Annotated in this window: 18 protein-coding genes; 10 read left to right on the top strand and 8 right to left on the bottom strand. The window is 48.4% G+C overall.

What is annotated here, in order from left to right:
* Positions 1–100: IS3 family transposase (locus ACTTK7_RS03900; RefSeq protein WP_462865960.1), on the top strand; the 100-nt coding region annotated here is incomplete at its 5' end.
* A gap of 80 nt (positions 101–180) precedes the next feature.
* Here the strand turns inward: ACTTK7_RS03900 and ACTTK7_RS03895 are convergent.
* From ACTTK7_RS03895 to ACTTK7_RS03875, 5 genes are all read right to left on the bottom strand, one after another.
* Positions 181–1,008 (bottom strand): DUF368 domain-containing protein, encoded by an 828-nt coding sequence (locus ACTTK7_RS03895; protein WP_462865946.1) that lies wholly within the window; start codon positions 1,006–1,008, stop codon positions 181–183.
* A 144-nt stretch (positions 1,009–1,152) separates the two neighbouring features.
* Entirely contained in the window at positions 1,153–1,467 is a 315-nt protein-coding gene (locus ACTTK7_RS03890; protein WP_462865944.1) for a DUF3817 domain-containing protein, read from the bottom strand.
* Between the two features lie 99 nt (positions 1,468–1,566).
* Positions 1,567–2,124 carry a GNAT family N-acetyltransferase gene (locus tag ACTTK7_RS03885; protein WP_462865942.1) on the bottom strand — a complete coding sequence of 186 codons (558 nt, stop codon included), beginning with the start codon at positions 2,122–2,124 and terminating at the stop codon, positions 1,567–1,569.
* 12 nt (positions 2,125–2,136) lie between these two features.
* Positions 2,137–3,186, bottom strand: coding sequence for an NAD(P)/FAD-dependent oxidoreductase (locus ACTTK7_RS03880; protein WP_462865940.1), 1,050 nt, complete (start codon positions 3,184–3,186; stop codon positions 2,137–2,139).
* 379 nt (positions 3,187–3,565) lie between these two features.
* Positions 3,566–5,746 carry an ATP-dependent Clp protease ATP-binding subunit gene (locus ACTTK7_RS03875; protein ID WP_462865958.1) on the bottom strand — a complete coding sequence of 727 codons (2,181 nt, stop codon included), beginning with the start codon at positions 5,744–5,746 and terminating at the stop codon, positions 3,566–3,568.
* A 401-nt stretch (positions 5,747–6,147) separates the two neighbouring features.
* Here ACTTK7_RS03875 and ACTTK7_RS03870 point away from each other — a divergent pair, with 401 nt between their 5' ends.
* The 6 genes from ACTTK7_RS03870 to ACTTK7_RS03845 all read left to right on the top strand — a co-directional run bounded on the left by ACTTK7_RS03870 (position 6,148) and on the right by ACTTK7_RS03845 (position 10,746).
* A complete protein-coding gene (locus ACTTK7_RS03870; RefSeq protein ID WP_462865938.1) occupies positions 6,148–6,414 on the top strand; it encodes a hypothetical protein in 267 nt (88 codons plus the stop codon).
* A 170-nt stretch (positions 6,415–6,584) separates the two neighbouring features.
* Entirely contained in the window at positions 6,585–7,919 is a 1,335-nt protein-coding gene (locus tag ACTTK7_RS03865; RefSeq protein WP_462865936.1) for an aminotransferase, read from the top strand.
* 158 nt (positions 7,920–8,077) lie between these two features.
* Positions 8,078–8,878 carry a helix-turn-helix domain-containing protein gene (locus ACTTK7_RS03860; protein WP_462865934.1) on the top strand — a complete coding sequence of 267 codons (801 nt, stop codon included), beginning with the start codon at positions 8,078–8,080 and terminating at the stop codon, positions 8,876–8,878.
* 57 nt (positions 8,879–8,935) lie between these two features.
* Positions 8,936–9,361: a VOC family protein gene (locus tag ACTTK7_RS03855; RefSeq protein WP_462865932.1), complete on the top strand. Its 426-nt coding sequence runs from the start codon at positions 8,936–8,938 to the stop codon at positions 9,359–9,361.
* 22 nt (positions 9,362–9,383) lie between these two features.
* Entirely contained in the window at positions 9,384–9,791 is a 408-nt protein-coding gene (locus tag ACTTK7_RS03850) for a VOC family protein (RefSeq protein WP_462865930.1), read from the top strand.
* A 55-nt stretch (positions 9,792–9,846) separates the two neighbouring features.
* Positions 9,847–10,746 (top strand): DUF5996 family protein, encoded by a 900-nt coding sequence (locus ACTTK7_RS03845; RefSeq protein WP_462865928.1) that lies wholly within the window; start codon positions 9,847–9,849, stop codon positions 10,744–10,746.
* A 38-nt stretch (positions 10,747–10,784) separates the two neighbouring features.
* On the opposite strand, the gene ACTTK7_RS03840 is transcribed toward ACTTK7_RS03845, so the two are convergent.
* Both ACTTK7_RS03840 and ACTTK7_RS03835 read right to left on the bottom strand, forming a co-directional pair.
* Complete coding sequence (locus tag ACTTK7_RS03840) at positions 10,785–11,105, bottom strand: hypothetical protein (protein ID WP_298786704.1); 321 nt, start codon at positions 11,103–11,105, stop codon at positions 10,785–10,787.
* A gap of 178 nt (positions 11,106–11,283) precedes the next feature.
* Positions 11,284–11,820, bottom strand: a complete 537-nt coding sequence (locus ACTTK7_RS03835) for a macro domain-containing protein (protein WP_462865926.1) — start codon at positions 11,818–11,820, stop codon at positions 11,284–11,286.
* Between the two features lie 139 nt (positions 11,821–11,959).
* Between ACTTK7_RS03835 and ACTTK7_RS03830 the strand changes: the two genes are divergently transcribed.
* Positions 11,960–13,981: a copper-translocating P-type ATPase gene (locus ACTTK7_RS03830; protein ID WP_462865924.1), complete on the top strand. Its 2,022-nt coding sequence runs from the start codon at positions 11,960–11,962 to the stop codon at positions 13,979–13,981.
* 58 nt (positions 13,982–14,039) lie between these two features.
* Here the strand turns inward: ACTTK7_RS03830 and rpiA are convergent, their stop codons facing one another.
* Entirely contained in the window at positions 14,040–14,723 is a 684-nt protein-coding gene (rpiA, locus tag ACTTK7_RS03825) for a ribose-5-phosphate isomerase RpiA (protein WP_462865922.1), read from the bottom strand.
* Between the two features lie 337 nt (positions 14,724–15,060).
* On the opposite strand from rpiA, the gene ACTTK7_RS03820 reads away from it, so the two are divergent.
* Together ACTTK7_RS03820 and ACTTK7_RS03815 are read left to right on the top strand one after the other, a co-directional pair.
* Complete coding sequence (locus ACTTK7_RS03820) at positions 15,061–16,119, top strand: sulfotransferase (RefSeq protein WP_462865920.1); 1,059 nt, start codon at positions 15,061–15,063, stop codon at positions 16,117–16,119.
* Between the two features lie 92 nt (positions 16,120–16,211).
* Positions 16,212–17,345 (top strand): alcohol dehydrogenase catalytic domain-containing protein, encoded by a 1,134-nt coding sequence (locus ACTTK7_RS03815; RefSeq protein WP_462865918.1) that lies wholly within the window; start codon positions 16,212–16,214, stop codon positions 17,343–17,345.
* The last annotated feature ends 41 nt before the right edge of the window (positions 17,346–17,386 follow it).

Genomic DNA, 17,386 nt, shown 5'->3' with positions numbered 1-17,386 from the left:
GAAAGCGATTCGTCGCTACATTCGGTTTTACAACCACCAACGATACCAGGAACATTTAAACGGCTTGACCCCGATAGAATACCGGAATCAAGCCGCTTAAGAGTTTTACTTATTTTCATTGTCTACTTGACGGGGATCAGTTCATTTTTGGGACAGCCCCTTCTCTTTTACTTATAGGAATTACACTGCTCTGGTACGGTCAATCCGGCCGAGGAAAAGTGCCAGAGCCAGGCCAGCAGCAAACATCGCCAGACTGATGATAAAAGCGATCACGCCGTCATTTAAGCCGGGGAATATAACGTAAAGCGACCCAAGAAGAAGGCCGGTAATCACCGCGTACGTTCCGACAGTATGAGCGCGCAGCAGGTAACGAAGGAGCTTACTCATAATGGCGATCCCGACGAGCACGCCGATGCCGAAGGTGAAAAGCACCGGCAGGTTCAGCTCTGTTAAGGCGTTGATCACAGTCTGATAAACCCCGATTATTACGAGCACAAACGAACCGCTGATGCCGGGAAGAATCATCGCTGTACTCGCAAGCCATCCTGAGAAAAACAAGGTGGCAAAGCTTCCAGCACTGCCGGTGGCAATGACGGCTGCCTCCTCATCTCCCTGGAAAAGACCCGAGAGCAGGACAATCACAGCAGCGATCAGCAAAATGACGTAATGATGCTTTTTAAAATTCGTTTTGTAATTCACTTTGTACAAAATAAATGGAATCGTTCCGAGAATCAGTCCAAAAAAGAAAAAAAACGTCGGCTGCGGGTGTTCGGCAAGCAGCCATTCAAGCAGATGGGCAAGTGACAGAATAGCTGTCCCCATCCCTACACCGAGAGGAATTAAAAAGCCGAGCTGCTGCTTCCACTGGCGTGAAAAAAGCATGCTGATGGCAGACAGCAGCCGGTAGTAAATACCAAGGATTAACGCCAGTGTGCCGCCGCTTACGCCCGGAATAACGTCACTTGCTCCCATGGCCATGCCACGTAAAATATTTTTCCATTCAATCATGTACATCGAGACTCCTCGTTCATCAAAATTGGTTTATGTAAAAACTGCAAATTTTTCACAGCATCAATTCTTTATATCATGTTTTGAGATAAATTACTATAAGCCGCCATCGGGCCATGAAAAAAACCGAACGAAAGGTTCGGTTTAAAAGACGGCGCCGGGCTCAAGCTCTTCATTTTCTTCACGCCGCAGGCTGCGTTCAAATACAAACGGGCCAAACGGGATGACGGATACAATAACGGCAATAAGCATACGCAGAAATGGCCAGCGCTTCTGTACCCAGACAAACAAAGCAATAGCTACATACAGGACGAACAATCCCCCGTGGGCAGCGCCAACGACGGTCACAGCCATGTCAAAGCCCGCCCCGTATTTTAAAGGCATAGCAATAAAGAGCAGAAGCAGAAATGAGATTCCTTCAATGATACCGGCCCATCTAAGCGATTGGAGAGAATTCATGCACGGCCTTCCTTTCTAATGTCAAAATCACGATAAGAATATATCGTTAACATAGCACAGGGGAAGGCCCGGTACAATGGACGAATTGTGACAGTTGAATCAGGGGCGGACCGCAGCATATAAGCTGAAGGAACGGTTCCACCGTTTGACGGGACGCTGATAGGTCATCCCAATATTTTCAGCAACTTTAATAGAAGGCGTGTTTTCAGGATCGATGATTGATATAAGCGTTGAAATATCGAGTGAATAAAACGCGAAATCCCGGACCATAGCAGCGGATTCGGACGCGTACCCGTATCCCCAGTTCTCCGGTGTGAACAGGTATCCAAGTTCAATAGAAACACTGCCCTCTATTTTTTCGGGGACAAGTCCGCACTGGCCGATAAAGCTTTTGTTTTGCCGGTCTTCCACGATCCACATTCCGACCCCGTACGATAGATAGTGACTTTTATTCCAATGGATCCATTCGTCGATCTCTTTTTCGGACTTTAACGCGGAGTAATAGCGCATAACGTCTTTATCCTGGAAAATGTTTTTCAGCAGCCGGTGGTCTTTATGCTGCATGGAACGAAATGAAAGACGTTCTGTGGAGCGGGGTAGTCGCAACGCTTTCACCTCTTTGATTAATTGATGGCCGCCAGTGTTTCCATAAAGCATTCAAACGGCTGTTTACAGCTGTTTGGAAAGGATATTCTTTTGAATTTCCTGATTTTTTTCCGCAAACCGCTCGTTATGGGAGGATACCATAGCCTTTGCTCCGGCACCGGGCTCAAGAAACTGCTTGACGCTGTTCGCAGCTGAAGCGCCTTCCACAAACGCGCCGGCAATCAAATGGACTTTTCCCTGGTGATTGGTAATATCACCGGCAGCAAATAAACCTTCAATATTTGTTCTCATCTGCTCGTTTACGAGGATTTTATTTTCTTCTGTCTGCAGCTGCAGGTTTTCGAGAAGCTCGAACTCCATCTGGAAACCGTGATTCACGATCACAGCATCCACTTCTTTCTCCATACTTTCGTTCGTCTCAAGGTTTGTGCAGAGCACCCTTTCGATAGCAGTGCCCTCGTCGTTGCTGTGAAGCCCCGAAAGAGCAAAAGGCGTCTGGACATTTACTTCGGAATCCTTCATTTCCTGAACGTGCCGTTCATGACCGCCGAACTCATCGCGCCGGTGCACGACGGTGACTTCGCTTGCGATCGGGCAGAGAGCGTTCGCCCAATCGACGGCAGAGTTGCCGCCTCCGGAAATGACTACCTTCTGGTCACGGAAGCGCTCAAGCTGCTGCACGGTATAGTGCAGATTCGAAAGCTCAAACTTTTCTGCGCCTTCGATGTCGAGCTTTTGGGCATGAAGAATGCCGTGACCGACAGCAATGATAACCGCACGGGAATAATAGATGCCTCCTGTTTCTGCCTCTAGACGGAAAAGCCCGGCCTCATCCTTTTCCACGTGAATAATTTTTTCATTTGTAGTAATGGCCGGGTGGAACGTTTCTGCCTGTGCCACCAGCTGATCCATCAGCTGTTTCCCGGAGGAAGGAGGCAGTCCGCCGACATCCCAGACAATTTTTTCAGGGTAGGCGTGAATTTTCCCGCCCAGATCAGGCTGCGCTTCGATGATATGGGTGTCGAGCGCCCGCATTCCGCAGTAGAAAGCAGTGTATAAACCAGCAGGCCCGCCGCCGATAATGGTAACATCGTGTATGTGAAAGTCAGACAAGGTGTCCAGCTCCTTTAGTGATAATCGTTATCAATTACATTGTACGCTCTTTTTGTAAAAAAGTAAAAGGAAGATGGAAAATAGCTTCACAAACATAAAATGTTCCACGTGGAACATTTAGGATTTCGGGGGAGAGATTATAATGCGTATCCACCGCTGCGTTCAATAAAACTATTAAGAAAATTAATTAAAAAGGCACCATTCTCCGATACGGATTCCGAGGGCTATAAAAGCGGTGTTGCAGAAAAATGCTTCTTTTTTTGTGATACGCGGTTTGAGAAAGGAAAAACATAAAATAAGTAAGCGGTGCATAACAGATGTTTTTAAGCATAAAAAAGCCCTGCAGCGGCTGCTGCAGGGCTTTTCGGTAATATAAGAGTTATTCTTCAGCAGAGGCAGAAGTTTGGGCATTGGCTACCTGGATATCATTGTCGTTCACCGTGATCATAATGCTTTGCACATCTTCCTCTTCAAGCATGAGATCAGCAATGCCGTCTTCTACTTTTTCTTCGATTACGCGGCGGAGAGGGCGGGCACCGAACGAAGGATCATAGCCCTGATCGGCCAGCATACGTTTTGCATCTTCAGACACGGTAACATTCAGTCCCTGCTCACTGGCTGCTTCTAAGATGTCTTTGAGCATGAGATCTACGATGGTAACAAGGTCTTCGCGAGCCAGTTCTTTGAAGCTTACAATGCTGTCGAAACGGTTCAGGAATTCCGGACGGAAATAATCGCTGAGGGATTCCATGATTTTTGGTTCTACCTGGTCTTTGTCTCCAAAGCCTACCGTAACGCGTTTCATTTGCGAACCGGCGTTTGAAGTCATAATGATGACTGTATCCTTAAAGCTGACCGTGCGTCCCTGACTGTCAGTCAGGCGGCCGTCTTCCATGATCTGCAGGAACATATGCTGCACATCAGGGTGCGCTTTTTCAATTTCGTCCAGCAGAATGATGCTGTACGGCTTCCGGCGCACTTTTTCTGTCAGCTGTCCTGCTTCATCGTGTCCGACATATCCTGGTGGCGAACCGATAAGCTTGGACACAGAATGTTTTTCCATATATTCACTCATGTCGAGGCGGATCATTGCTTCAGGATCGCCAAACATTTCAGAAGCGAGTGTTTTGGAAAGCTCTGTTTTCCCGACGCCGGTTGGACCGACAAATAGGAAGGATCCAATCGGACGGCTGCCGCGGCGAAGGCCGGCACGATTTCTGCGAATCGAGCGCGCGACTTTACTTACTGCTTCTTCCTGTCCAATCACATTGGCATTCAGACGTTCAGGCAGATCGCGCATTTTCTTTTGTTCATCGCGCTGGAGGCGGCGAACCGGAATGCCGGTTTTATTTTCCACGATCATCTGGATCGTTTCTACATCAACGGTTGGCGTTTCTTTTTGAATATTGCCGTTTTGTTCGGCTTCTTTAACCTGCTCCTGCAGCTTGGCCTCTTCATCACGAAGCTTAGCTGCGCGTTCATAATCTTCCTGCTGGGTAGCACGCTCTTTTTCCGCAGCAATCTGTTCGAGACGGCTTTGCAGAGATTCGCTGTCATCATCGCTGTGAGCAAGGTTTATTTTGGAGCCTGCTTCATCCATTAAATCGATTGCTTTGTCCGGCAGGAACCGGTCCTGTACGTAGCGGTTGGATAAATTAACGCAGGCTTCAAGTGCTTCATCAGTAAAAGCCACATGATGGAATTTTTCATAGTTTGCCTGCAGCCCTTTTAGGATCGCTACGCTGTCTTCGAGATTTGGTTCGTTAACCATAACCGGCTGAAAACGGCGTTCGAGTGCTGCGTCTTTTTCAATTTTACGGTATTCCGCAAGCGTAGTTGCACCGATCAATTGAATTTCTCCGCGGGCCAGTGCCGGTTTCATAATATTGCCGGCGTCTGAAGAACCTTCTGCCGAACCTGCGCCAACGATTTGGTGAACCTCATCAATAAAGACGATGACATCCTGGCGTTCCTGCAGCTCTTTTAGCAGCTGTTTCATGCGTTCTTCAAACTGTCCGCGCACCCCGGTATTTGCTACGAGGGAAGTGACGTCGAGCAGGTAGATACTTTTATTTTTCAGTTTGTTTGGTACATCGCCTTCTGAAATGCGGAGGGCCAGGCCTTCGGCAATGGCTGTCTTACCGACACCCGGTTCACCGATAAGAACCGGATTGTTTTTATTGCGGCGGTTCAACGTTTCAATGACTTGTTCGACTTCTTTATCGCGGCCGATGACTGGGTCAATGAGTCCGGCGCGTGCAACGTCAGACAGGTTTTTACCTAAATCGTCAAGAAGGCCGCCGCCCTGGCCACCGCCAGACTGGGCCTGTTCCTGTCCCTGGCCGGATCCTTGTTCTGCTCCGCTGCCCATCATATTGTTAAAGAATTGGTCAAACGGGGACTGGGAACCGCCGAAGCTGCCCTGGCCGGATGGCTGATTCATGCTTTGGCGGATTTCTCTATAGCACCGTTCACACAGGTGCATTTTTTGATGACTTCCATTAACATTCATGTTCAGTTCAATGCGTGCTGGACGCTGTTCGCAATGTTCACATCTCATCATACTGAACCGAACCTCCTTATTTTAAAGTAGTATTATTGACGTGTGCATCGTTCATTTTTCATCTTTGTAAGGTCAAAATTATTTCGTTGACTTTGACTATCTTTGACCTTGTAACAGTATTATATACCCGATTCCCGTATAATGCAAGAGATGAATTTGATTTTCTCTGACCAATTGATTTACACCACCATAGTAGGAAATGGGGAAGAGAAATTCAAGAAATATGCTTGAACAACAACTGTGAAAAACGGTAGAGAATGTATTAACGTTTTTGCGAAAGTCTAAACATTTTTGACCAATAAAAATATCGAAGGGGAGAGAAGGTGAAAGCAGTGAAAGATTTTCAGGGAAAAGGGAAAGGAAAAAGAAACAGAGCTGTTCAGAAAGGACGGTGCCAAATGAAAAACAAGGAAAAGAACTCAGCCGCTAAGACATACAGGCTGTCAGAACCCCGTCATTTGTTTGGTGAAAGCCATCCGGTGCCCAGAAATACATTTCCTGTGCAAAGCGGAGCTTCGGTAGAGGTGAAACGAAAAATTGAAAATGGGAATCCGGTGGAAGCAGTGACCGTGGCCGGAGAGCTAAAGGTAAAACTGTTCCGGTGGACACTGCTCCGCGTGGATATCCCTTCGCTGACAGTCCGTCTGCACCGATTGAAAAAATGAGTGGGTATATGAAGCTAAAAACATGAAAACCAGGCACTCTGACTATAAACTCCTTCCCACTGAGTCTTTTCTTTTCAGGCCGGACGTGAGAAGATCACGGTAGACAGCATTTTGTATACGCTGACATTTTAGTAGAAAGGGTGACCGTGATGGCCTGGGAGCCGGAAGAGATGAAAAAAAGAGATGAGGAAAGCATTTGGCATGCTATGAGGCCTTACAGCCCGGGAGGAGGCATGGTTATAGAGAAAGCGGACGGTTCGTGGGTGACAGACGTGGACGGCAGGGAGTACCTTGATGGCATGGCCGGTCTCTGGTGTGTAAATGTCGGATACGGGCGAAAAGAAATTGCCGACGCTGCCTATGAACAGATGCTGAAGCTTCCATTCTATCCTTTAACGCAAAGCCATACTCCGGCCGTTCAATTGACAGCAAAGCTTGATGAATGGCTCGGCGACGGCTACATGTACTTTTTTTCCAATAGTGGATCGGAAGCAAATGAAACTGCCTTGAAGCTGGTACGTCAATATTTTCAACAAATTGGTGAAGGCAGCCGGTATAAAACCATTTCCCGCTACCGCACCTACCACGGGAGTACACTCGCTACAATGGCAGCAGGCGGCCAGACGCAGCGGAAATACCGGTACGAGCCTCTGCCGCCGGGATTTGTGCATGTAACGCCGCCGGACCCATACCGGAAGCCGGAAGGCCAGAGCGAGGAGGAGTACAGCCTGGCTTGTGCGGATGAAATTGAACAGGCGATTTTATGGGAGGCAGAAGAATCGGTAGCGGCCGTTATTATGGAGCCAATCATTACCGGGGGCGGAGTGCTGATTCCCGAAGCCTCCTATATGAGACGGGTCCGGGACATCTGTGACCGCTACGGCGTTCTTTTAATCAGCGATGAAGTTATTTGTGGTTTTGGACGGACCGGCAGGCGCTTTGGATTTATGCATGCAGACGTGAAGCCGGATATTGTGACAATGGCGAAGGGAATAACAAGTGGATATATGCCGCTGTCTGTAACCGCCGTTCGAAAGGACATGTATCAGGCGTTTACCGGCAGTGAAGCATATGACCATTTCCGCCACGTAAATACCTTCGGGGGCCATCCAGCGGCCTGCGCAGCCGCTGTGAAAAACCTGGAAGTAATGGAGCGGGAGAAGCTGGTGGAACGATCCGAGAAAAAAGGCAGGGAGCTCCTGGAGGCATTAAAGGAGCTGGAAGAGCTTCCCTACGTAGGTGAGGTACGGGGCCGCGGGCTTCTGGCCGGCGTTGAATTTGTCGAAGACAAAACGACCAAAAAAGCGGCGCCGGAAAAGTTCGTAAAGCAAATTTTTGCAAGCTGCAAAAAAGACGGAGTTATTGTCGGCAAAACCTCCGATATTGCCAGGAGCCATAATAATATTTTAACCCTTTCCCCGCCGCTGAACATCGAAGATAAAGATCTCCAGCTGCTCATTACCACTCTGAAAAAGCATGTAAAAGCTGCGGAGTATCCGTTATAAAATACAGACCTGCCCCTGCCTTTAGGCGGGGCATTTTTATGGAAGGATTTCAATTTTCAACCTTTTATGAAAGCGCTTTCTGATATAATTAATATTAGGAAGCTTTCGGTTCAATAGGAATGTATTTAATAACGGGCCGAAGGGCAGGAGGTAAGGTAATGGAACAATCACCTACACCGGTTGTTCATGACGCCATTACGTATATGCAGGAACATCTTCACGAACCGTTGGATCTTGCTGGGCTGGCTGCGCAGGCTGCCTACAGTCCTTATCATTTTTCGCGTCTTTTTAAAAAGAGTGTCGGGGTGCCGCCATTGTACTACCTGTCTGCTCTCCGGCTTCAGAGGGCAAAGGAGCTGCTGCTCGAAACAGCTCTTCCTATACGGGATATCGGGATGGAAATCGGCCAGCAGAGCGTAGGAACGTTCACAACGAGCTTTGCGTCGAGAGTAGGAATGACCCCGGGAGTTTTTCGTGCCTCAGCTGCCTCCACAGAGGAATCTTTATCCTCGTTAAAAAAGGCCCGGCACTGGGCAGAGCCGGTTTTTCCTTCAACGGAACCGTGTATTAAAGGCCGGGTCTATAGTGAAATGTCTTTTGAAGGGTTTGTATTGATTGGACTGTTCCCCCGTCCCATGCCGGAGGGAGTGCCGTTGTACGGCACGCTGTGCGAGGCGTCGGAAGAATACTGGATTCCAGGGGTGAAGCCGGGAGTGTATTATGTGATGGCAACATCGGTCGCCTGGAAAATGAACGCGACCGATATCCTTATCCCTCATCACACGCTTCGCACACGCTCAAAAGAGCCGTTCCATGTGAATGGAGACTTTGCGGAAGAAAAGAGAGACGTCCATTTGTACCCACCGCGTCTTGATGACCCTCCCATCCTCGTTTCACTGTCGCTGTTGATGAATAATTTTCTGAAGCGCCAGGTTGGGACCGCAATCGAAAAGAAATAAGGTGGAGACGCCCGTGCTATAGTGAAGGTAATCATGAAATAGAGGAGGACGTCTACGATGATTACCGGGATGAATCCGTACCTTACTTTTAATGGAAAAGCACGGGAGGCTGCCGCTTTTTACGAAAAAGTCCTGGAGGCAAGAATTATCGAAAGCCAGACCTATGCAGAGGTTGGAGGCATGGAAATACCACCGGGAGCTGAAGAACTCATTATGCATGCTTATTTAAAAGTCGGTGAGATGGAGCTGATGCTCTCAGATACATTTCCTGACAGCTCCGATCTGGAGGCGCCGGGAAGCCTGGTGTCGATCGCACTTAGCATGAGTGACGCTTCCTCGGCGGCAAAAACATTTCATGCTCTTGGCACCGGCGGAGAAGTGATCATGCCTATGGCAGAAACGTTTTTCAGTCCGGCTTACGGACAGTTGAAGGACCAGTTTGGTGTGCTGTGGCATGTGGTTGCTTACGGGGAGGAAAAGTGACAAAGAAGGAGGGGCGGATACTATGGATCTGCAGACAAAGCAAATATTTGTAAATATTCCGGTTAAAAACCTTGAGGCTTCGATGGAGTTTTTTCAAACGATCGGCTTTTCATTTGACCAGCGCTTCACGGATGAAAATGCGGCGTGCATGATACTTGGAAGCGGTATATACGTCATGCTGCTCCAGGAAGCATTTTTTCAAACATTTACCAACAAAAATGTCGTGGATACCAGCAGGGAGGCAGAAGCGATTCTGGCCATTTCTGCTGACAGCAAAGAAGCAGTCAATGAGATTGTCCAAAAGGCGCTGGATGCAGGAGGGCGTCCGTCTAATGAACCGATGGATGGAGGCTTTATGTACGGGTGGAGCTTTCAGGATATTGATGGTCATCTCTGGGAAGTAATGTATATGGATGAAAACGCAGTGTAGCAGTGAGGCATCATTAACAACAACAGCTTCCTCTGGAAGAAAGGAGCAGTATTTAATGGAAATTATGCCTTTTCAGAAATGGAAGGAAACAAAACTGACCCTTCAGCTTCTCTCCCAGATTCTCGGGAAGATACGGCTTGAAGCAGCGCCGCAGGAGCCGCAGTGGGAGCATGTGATGCTTGAAGTTACGCGCGATGGCTTCTCTACAGGTGTGCTGGTTAAGGAGCGTAAAGCATTTGAGCTCGAAATAGACATCCGGAACAGCCGGCTTCTGGTAGCAGTGGAAGATACTGTGGAAACCAAAAGGCTTGAAGACGGCACCTCCATTCAAACGTATTACGAATGGATTTTCAGCTGTCTTTACCAGGCAGGAGTTCACGTTCGTATTCATCCCAAACCCCAGGAAATGCCGGTGACGGTATGGTTTCCGGAAGACCAGGTGCATAAACGGTACGATGCAGAGGCAGCCGTGAAGGGGCTCAAAATGATGCAGGCGGCATATCAGGAGGAACTGGCTTTTATCGCACCGCTGCGCTGCCGCAAAATCAAACCGGGTTTATTCTGGGGCACCTTCGACGTTTCGACACTTATTGTGAAAAATATTCCGGAGCCCTTTCCGGAAGACAAAACGATCGAAAAAGCTGCTTTTGACGAACAGTTTATCGAATTTGGATTTTGGCCCGGTGATGACAATACAGCGATACCTGCTTTTTTCGTTCTGCCATACCCTTTTCAGCAAAAGGATTTAAACAGTTCAGCGCTTGAGCCTGCAGGCGCTTATTATGATCAAAACGCAAGCGAATACTTTCTGCCTCTTACAGAGGAATTTGACGGAAAGGCCATACAAAGGTTTTTTCATACAACGTTTGCTTTACTGCATGAAGAACTCGGATGGAAGGACCGGGAATACTTTTACCGTCCGCTTTTGATGAAAAAGCCTCCAACCATCCAATAGAGAAACCCCGTGCGGCTTCTGCTGCACGGGGTTGACGTTTATAAGACAAGAACGCGTCCGTCTTCATACACACGGTACGTTTGGAGCAGTCCGTTGTCGCCCTGTTCAATAAGGGAAAGGTCGAGTGCCTGCACCTGGTAATAAGCCTGGCCGCTTTCGCTGATCGAAGGATATTGATCGATTTTTAGTTCTGCGTCTGTGCCTTCCTGATCGCGTACTGTCTGGAGTGCTTCATAAGGAGTGAATTCCTGCTTCTGTTCCTGCTGAACAGTCGTTGGGGTTTCAGAAGCCTGTGCAGGGACTGCTGATCCTGTAACAAATAAAGCTGCGAGTCCGATGACGGTAAAGAATTTTTTCATTAGATGATCTCCTTTCAATTGAAGCTATGCTTCTGCATTCCCTCTTAGAAATGAAATGTAACCAACAGCAGCAAATTCAAACCAAAAGTTGGATCCGTGCCTGTGCAGTTAAATAGTCGTGAATCATAAGCCCGGCAGAAGAAGTAGCCAATGCTTTGGTATCCGGATCTTGACCGGCTTAAGTGGAAACAGCCGTCTGAAGGTATTTTTCGTAAGAAGCAGCATCTTTATCACTAAACAGTACAAACCGGATATGCTGAACAGAAGCAGCCTGGGCAAGCTGCTCCAAAAAGACAGGCATAAAGTCTTCAAGCGCCTGATCAAGTGGGTAGCCAAAGGCCCCGGTGGACAGGGCAGGAAATCCAATACTTGTAATGTCTTTGTCTTCGGCCAGCTGCAGGGCGTTAAGGTAGCAGTCACGAAGAAGTTCGTCTGAAGGCTTATCGACCCCGTAAACAGGTCCGAGACAGTGAATAATGTAATCGTTTGGCATTTGAAAGCCCTTTGTAATCACTGCTTCCCCGGGTGAAATAGGGGCCAGCAGTCTGCAGGCTTCTTCGAGCTCCGGACCAGCAGCCCGGTGAATAGCACCGGCAACACCTCCGCCGGTTAAAAGCTGGGCATTGGCGGCATTAACTACAGCTTTGAGGTCGTCCTGCTTTGTAATATCACCTTTGACAGATTCGATGGTGATGCCCTGGTATTCTGTCTGCATAAACGATTTCGCCTCCAACATCATGTTATTTGTAAAGCCTTTTCCCTTATCCTTGCTCTTTTATGCGGAAAGTCTTTTGTTTATTATTTTTTATACAGGGGTAGGGTATTTGAAGAATAGTATTAAAGGAGGCGGGTTAATGGCAAACCAGCAAAGAGGCCGCGGGCAGGGTCATCACGAAGAGCATGAAGACCATGGCGGGGGACATGATCATCATGAGCATCACAGCGCTATGATTGCTGACTTTAAACGAAGGTTTTTCGTCTCCCTTATTTTAACCATTCCTATTTTGCTTTTGACTCCGGTGATCCAGGACTTCCTCGGCCTGGACTGGGCTTTTTCCTATGATCAGTGGGGGCTTTTCGGACTCGCAACGGTCGTATTCTTTTACGGCGGTTGGCCGTTTTTAACCGGAGCAGTAGACGAACTCAAGCAAAAAAGTCCGGGAATGATGACACTCATCGGGCTTGCTGTTGTCGTAGCGTACGGGTACAGCACTATGGTGGTGTTTGGCTGGGAAGGCACTCAGTTTTTCTGGGAGCTCGCTACGTTGATCGACATCATGCTCCTCGGGCACTGGATTGAAATGCGCTCGATTATGGGGGCGTCAAATGCTCTGCAGGAGCTGATTAAGCTCATGCCTCATCAAGCCCGCCGGGTAAAAGCAGATGGAGATACAGAAGAAGTTAGCGTGGATGACCTTCAGCAGGGAGATCATGTTCTTATTAAACCGGGAGAAAAAGTGCCGGTGGACGGAACGATTGTCAAAGGAAAATCCTCGGTGGATGAATCCATGCTTACCGGGGAGTCCCTCCCGGTGGAAAAGAACGAGCAGGATGAAGCCATTGGAGGAGCAGTCAACCAGGATGGAAGTTTAACGATTGAAGTAACAAAAACCGGCGATCAGACATATCTTTCGCAGGTCGTTACGCTTGTCCAGGAAGCTCAGGAATCCAAGTCCCGGGCTCAGGACCTGGCAAACCGGGCAGCCAAATGGCTGTTTTATGCTGCGCTCGGCTCGGGCATCGTGACGTTTATTATCTGGCGGCTGGTAAGCGGTTCGACAGACAGTGCAGTAGAACGGGCTGTGACGGTAATGGTGATCAGCTGTCCACATGCTCTCGGGCTTGCAGCGCCTCTCGTCGTGTCCGTCTCTACGGCCTTATCCGCAAAACAGGGGCTGCTAATTCGTAACCGGCCGCCGTTTGAAAGTGCCCGGAAGCTCGATGCAGTCATTTTTGACAAAACAGGAACTCTGACCCAGGGAAGCTTCGGCGTAACCGATATTGTTGCAAGCAACAGTTATTCCGAAGAGCAGGTGCTTGAATTTGCCGGCTCCGTGGAGCAGGAATCGGAGCATCCGCTGGCGGAAGGAATTGTTAATGAAGCTAAGGCGCGCAAAATCAGGCTGCATGCGGTAGAAGATTTCCAAACAATGACTGGCCAGGGGCTCGAAGGATCGGTGAAAGGGTCTGCGGTGAAAATTGTCAGCCCCGGCTATATGAAAGACCATCAGCTGGCGTACGATGAGAAAACCTTCGGAGAGAAAGCAGAAGAAGGAAAAACGGTCGTGTTTGTACTGGTTGATGGAGAACTGATCGGAATGGTGGCGCTCGCTGATATGGTGAGAGAGTCTGCCAAAGAAGCGGTGGAGCGCTTAAACGAACAAGGAATTAAACCGATTATGCTCACAGGGGATAATCAGCGCGTGGCAGATTGGGTAGCTGCCCAGCTTGGCATTGAAGAAGTTTACGCGGAAGTGCTGCCGGATCATAAAGCAGAGCAGGTAAAAAAAGTACAGCAGTTCGGCAGAAAGGTTGCGATGACGGGCGACGGTATCAATGATGCTCCGGCGCTTGCGACAGCGGATGTTGGTATTGCGATTGGCAGCGGCACGGATGTTGCAATGGAAACCGCCGACATTGTCCTTGTGCAGAGCAACCCGCTCGATGTGCTTTCTGTTATTGACCTTTCCGGGAAAACGTACCGGAAAATGGTTCAGAATCTCTGGTGGGCTGCCGGCTATAACCTTGCTGCTATACCGCTTGCAGCCGGTGTGCTGGCACCGGTCGGCATTCTGCTGAGTCCGGCTGTCGGAGCGCTGTTGATGAGTATCAGTACGGTAGTAGTAGCTGTCAACGCGCAGCTGCTGCGAACGTAGGAAAAACCCGGAAGGCGTTCTGCCTCCCGGGTTTTTTAATAGAATTATAAGGGTTGTTCTACCGTTTATTTTCGAACGTTTCAGCTCCTCCGTCTGTGCCTGCAATAATGATATCTGCCATATCAGCAAATAAACCTGTTTCCACGACGCCGACCAGCTGAATCAGCTGGTGATGCAGCTCATCCGGCCGTTCGATCAGCTGGAAATCGCAATCGATCACGTAGTTGCCGTTATCTGTTTCAAATGGTTCACCGCGATCGCGGCGAAGGACAGGGTCACAGCCCAGCGACTGAATATCGCGTGCAGTTTTCTGCCACCCAAAGGGCGTGATTTCCACCGGCAGTGGAAAGGAGCCGAGCTGTTGCACAATTTTGTTTTGGTCCACAGCAATAATCAGCTTATCTGCTGCATCGGCAATAATTTTTTCTCTTAATAGGGAACCGCCTCCTCCCTTAATCATATGAAAGTCAGGGTCGACCTCGTCTGCCCCGTCGATGGCCACATCTGCTTTCGTCATGTCGCTCGAGAAGTATACGAGTGGCACGTTAAATTCCTTTGCCCACTGCTCTGTAGCAGGGGAGGAAGGAATGCCCTGGAAGTGCATCCCCTGCTGGACAAGTTCTCCAAGCTTCTGCATGACCCAGTACATCGTGGATCCAGAGCCCAGTCCGACAATGGAATTATCTGAAATATACTCGACAGCCTTTGCTGCTGCATCTTGCTTTTGTTGTTCCCTGGACATAAAAAAAGCTCCTTTAGGATGTATTTAAGCAGGCTATTTCCTTTTCTGCGTCCCGCCAAACCTGAGGGGGGCAGTTTCAGATGCTCGTGCTGGCACAAATGAGCTTCACCCCGTTTGGGCCGACAGTCTCTTCAAAAGCAGGAGGTAATATCCGGGCTGAGTAAAGAGCATGACGGCAGGTGATAAGAGAAGGTGCCTCTGAAGAACCAGGGCAAAGCGGCCGGTTAATTTTCTACTATTGTACCAAAATAATCCAAAAGAAAAACCACACGACATGATTACGGTGAAAGAGGGTAGAGAGAAGTGAATATATCATGCTAAAAAAGGAGTGTATTCAATGACGGAACCAGTATTTATTATTTCTACCGGGAGGAGCGGCTCAACAGCTCTGTCCGACTGCATTCATCTCCATTCTAAACTTGTGAGCCTGTCTGAAATGATTCTTTCTGTTCATTATAATTTCGGGATCAGTGGTGAAGAATGGAAGGGATTCGAAAAACAAACATGGACAGGAAGTGAATTCTGGGAGCTCCTCGCCCAAAAGGAACCAATACGACTGGCTCCGTATGAAAAGAAGGGCTTATACAATAAGGAAGTACTCTATAAGAGAACGGAAAATACTTTATTTAACGAAAAAACGGGGCTTCCGGCTATTGCGTCTATCACCCTTCCTCATCTGACCAATAAACCGGATAAGCTGTATCAGGAGCTTGAAGAAATCGTGCCGGCGTTTCCGGAAGGCTCGCTGCCGGAACAATACAGCCGACTGTTTGAGTGGATGCAGCAGCGATTTGATGGCGACACGTGTGTGGAGCGTTCCGGGTTTTCTACAGACGCAGTCGAATACTTAATAGACATGTTCCCGGAGGCCAAATATGTTTTTTTATACCGGGACCCCCGGGAAATTGCGGTGGCATTTAACCGCTTTCAAACGATGAAGATGGGAAAAGCTATTTTAAAGGCGATGGAAGACACAGGCGTTGATCCCTCGGATCCATCAACAGAGGCTGAAAAGCTTGGCTCCTACCGGTGGCTGCATCCGGATTATTTTGAACTTGAAAAGCTGCACCAGATAGAGATGCCATACACGGAACTTGGGTCCTGGATATCAAAGTCACTGCTGCACGCAGGCCGTGTGATTGAAGGTCTGCCGGTAACTCAGCAGCACTGGCTTCGATATGAAGACCTGCTAAAAACACCGGAAAGAGAGCTCGAGCGTCTAATTGCTTTTATAAATCCGCCGTCTGCCTCAAAAGAAGCAAATGAACAATGGATAAAAAAAAGCGCCCGACACCTCAAATCCAAGCCGGATACGTGGACGGAGCTCCCCAAAGAGAAAAGAAATGCGCTTGAAGAAACGGTAAAACCGGCGCTGCGTTATTTGGGCTATGATTAACCAGGTGTTTACAAATCATCATAATCGGGAAGAGTATTTAAAACCAGTAACTCCAGACACAGATTAAAATATAGAAAGGCTGGTCTAAAATAATGAAAGCAGTAACGATTCAGGGCAAAGAACACATGGAAGTCAAAGAAGTTGCCGACCCGAAAATTGAACGCAGCGATGACATGATTGTACGCATTACAGCCAGTGGTATTTGTGGATCGGACTTGCATTTATATAAAGGCGGTATTCCGGCGCCGGAGGATTACGTTGTCGGTCATGAGCCGATGGGAATCGTAGAAGAAGTCGGTCCCGATGTAAAAACGCTGAAAAAAGGAGACCGCGTTGTTATTCCATTTAACATTGGATGCGGGGAATGCTATTACTGCACCCATCAAATGGAAAGCCAGTGCGACAATTCCAACCCGCATGCCGAAATGGGCGGGCTGTTCGGCTTCTCTGAGGATTTCGGGAACTTCCCGGGCGGTCAGGCGGAGTACCTGCGTGTACCGTATGCTGACTTTACTTCCTTTAAAGTGCCGGAAGACAGTGAACTGAAGGACGAAAGCGTATTGTTCCTTTCGGACGTCGTGCCGACTGCATTCTGGAGCATTGAAAACAGCGGAGCGACTTACGGGGATACAATCATTATTTTAGGCTGCGGTCCTATTGGATTAATGGCCCAGAAATTTGCATGGATGAAAGGGGCGTCCCGTGTCATTGCCGTGGATCAGGTGCCGCACCGTCTCGAGCATGCAAGAAGAACAAACAACGTGGAAACGTATAACTTCAGCGATACAAAGGAAATAGGCAAACTGCTTCATGAAGACACAAAAGGCGGCGCGGATGTAGTCGTTGATTGTGTAGGCATGGACGGCACCGTGCCACCGGATACAACATTCGGTTCTGAAAGCGACAATCAGTTTGGCACTATCAGCCCGATTGTAACAGCTTCCCAGTCTGTGAAGAAAAACGGAGTCGTGCAGCTGACTGGTGTTTACGGCACCGAAGCCAACAGCTTCCCAATTGGTGATTTCTTTACCAGAAACGTCGCGCTTACGATGGGGCAGGCGCCGGTTATTCATATGATGCCAAGCCTTTACCGGATGATTGAAAACAAACTATTCGATCCGACGGATATTATTACGCACCCAATTCCTTTAGAGGATGCAGCTGAAGGCTACCGCATCTTTGATGAAAAAGAAGACGGTAATATTAAAGTGATTCTGAAGCCATAAAATAATTCTAATATAATAAATGCGGACCCTGTATAAGATTA

The organism is Marinococcus tarijensis, from assembly GCF_054971385.1.
Note: the sequence above shows the minus strand (reverse complement) of the source record. Positions and strands in the feature narration are given on the sequence as shown.

What these genes read in the sequence shown, in the direction of transcription:
- ACTTK7_RS03895 (WP_462865946.1), bottom strand. Translation starts at nt 1,008, where the DNA reads ATGATTGAATGGAAAAATATTTTACGTGGCATGGCCATGGGAGCAAGT.
- ACTTK7_RS03890 (WP_462865944.1), bottom strand. Translation starts at nt 1,467, where the DNA reads ATGAATTCTCTCCAATCGCTTAGATGGGCCGGTATCATTGAAGGAATC.
- ACTTK7_RS03885 (WP_462865942.1), bottom strand. Translation starts at nt 2,124, where the DNA reads ATGCTTTATGGAAACACTGGCGGCCATCAATTAATCAAAGAGGTGAAA.
- ACTTK7_RS03875 (WP_462865958.1), bottom strand. Translation starts at nt 5,746, where the DNA reads ATGAGATGTGAACATTGCGAACAGCGTCCAGCACGCATTGAACTGAAC.
- ACTTK7_RS03870 (WP_462865938.1), top strand. Translation starts at nt 6,148, where the DNA reads ATGAAAAACAAGGAAAAGAACTCAGCCGCTAAGACATACAGGCTGTCA.
- ACTTK7_RS03865 (WP_462865936.1), top strand. Translation starts at nt 6,585, where the DNA reads ATGAAAAAAAGAGATGAGGAAAGCATTTGGCATGCTATGAGGCCTTAC.
- ACTTK7_RS03860 (WP_462865934.1), top strand. Translation starts at nt 8,078, where the DNA reads ATGGAACAATCACCTACACCGGTTGTTCATGACGCCATTACGTATATG.
- ACTTK7_RS03855 (WP_462865932.1), top strand. Translation starts at nt 8,936, where the DNA reads ATGATTACCGGGATGAATCCGTACCTTACTTTTAATGGAAAAGCACGG.
- ACTTK7_RS03850 (WP_462865930.1), top strand. Translation starts at nt 9,384, where the DNA reads ATGGATCTGCAGACAAAGCAAATATTTGTAAATATTCCGGTTAAAAAC.
- ACTTK7_RS03845 (WP_462865928.1), top strand. Translation starts at nt 9,847, where the DNA reads ATGGAAATTATGCCTTTTCAGAAATGGAAGGAAACAAAACTGACCCTT.
- ACTTK7_RS03840 (WP_298786704.1), bottom strand. Translation starts at nt 11,105, where the DNA reads ATGAAAAAATTCTTTACCGTCATCGGACTCGCAGCTTTATTTGTTACA.
- ACTTK7_RS03835 (WP_462865926.1), bottom strand. Translation starts at nt 11,820, where the DNA reads ATGCAGACAGAATACCAGGGCATCACCATCGAATCTGTCAAAGGTGAT.
- ACTTK7_RS03830 (WP_462865924.1), top strand. Translation starts at nt 11,960, where the DNA reads ATGGCAAACCAGCAAAGAGGCCGCGGGCAGGGTCATCACGAAGAGCAT.
- rpiA (WP_462865922.1), bottom strand. Translation starts at nt 14,723, where the DNA reads ATGTCCAGGGAACAACAAAAGCAAGATGCAGCAGCAAAGGCTGTCGAG.
- ACTTK7_RS03820 (WP_462865920.1), top strand. Translation starts at nt 15,061, where the DNA reads ATGACGGAACCAGTATTTATTATTTCTACCGGGAGGAGCGGCTCAACA.
- ACTTK7_RS03815 (WP_462865918.1), top strand. Translation starts at nt 16,212, where the DNA reads ATGAAAGCAGTAACGATTCAGGGCAAAGAACACATGGAAGTCAAAGAA.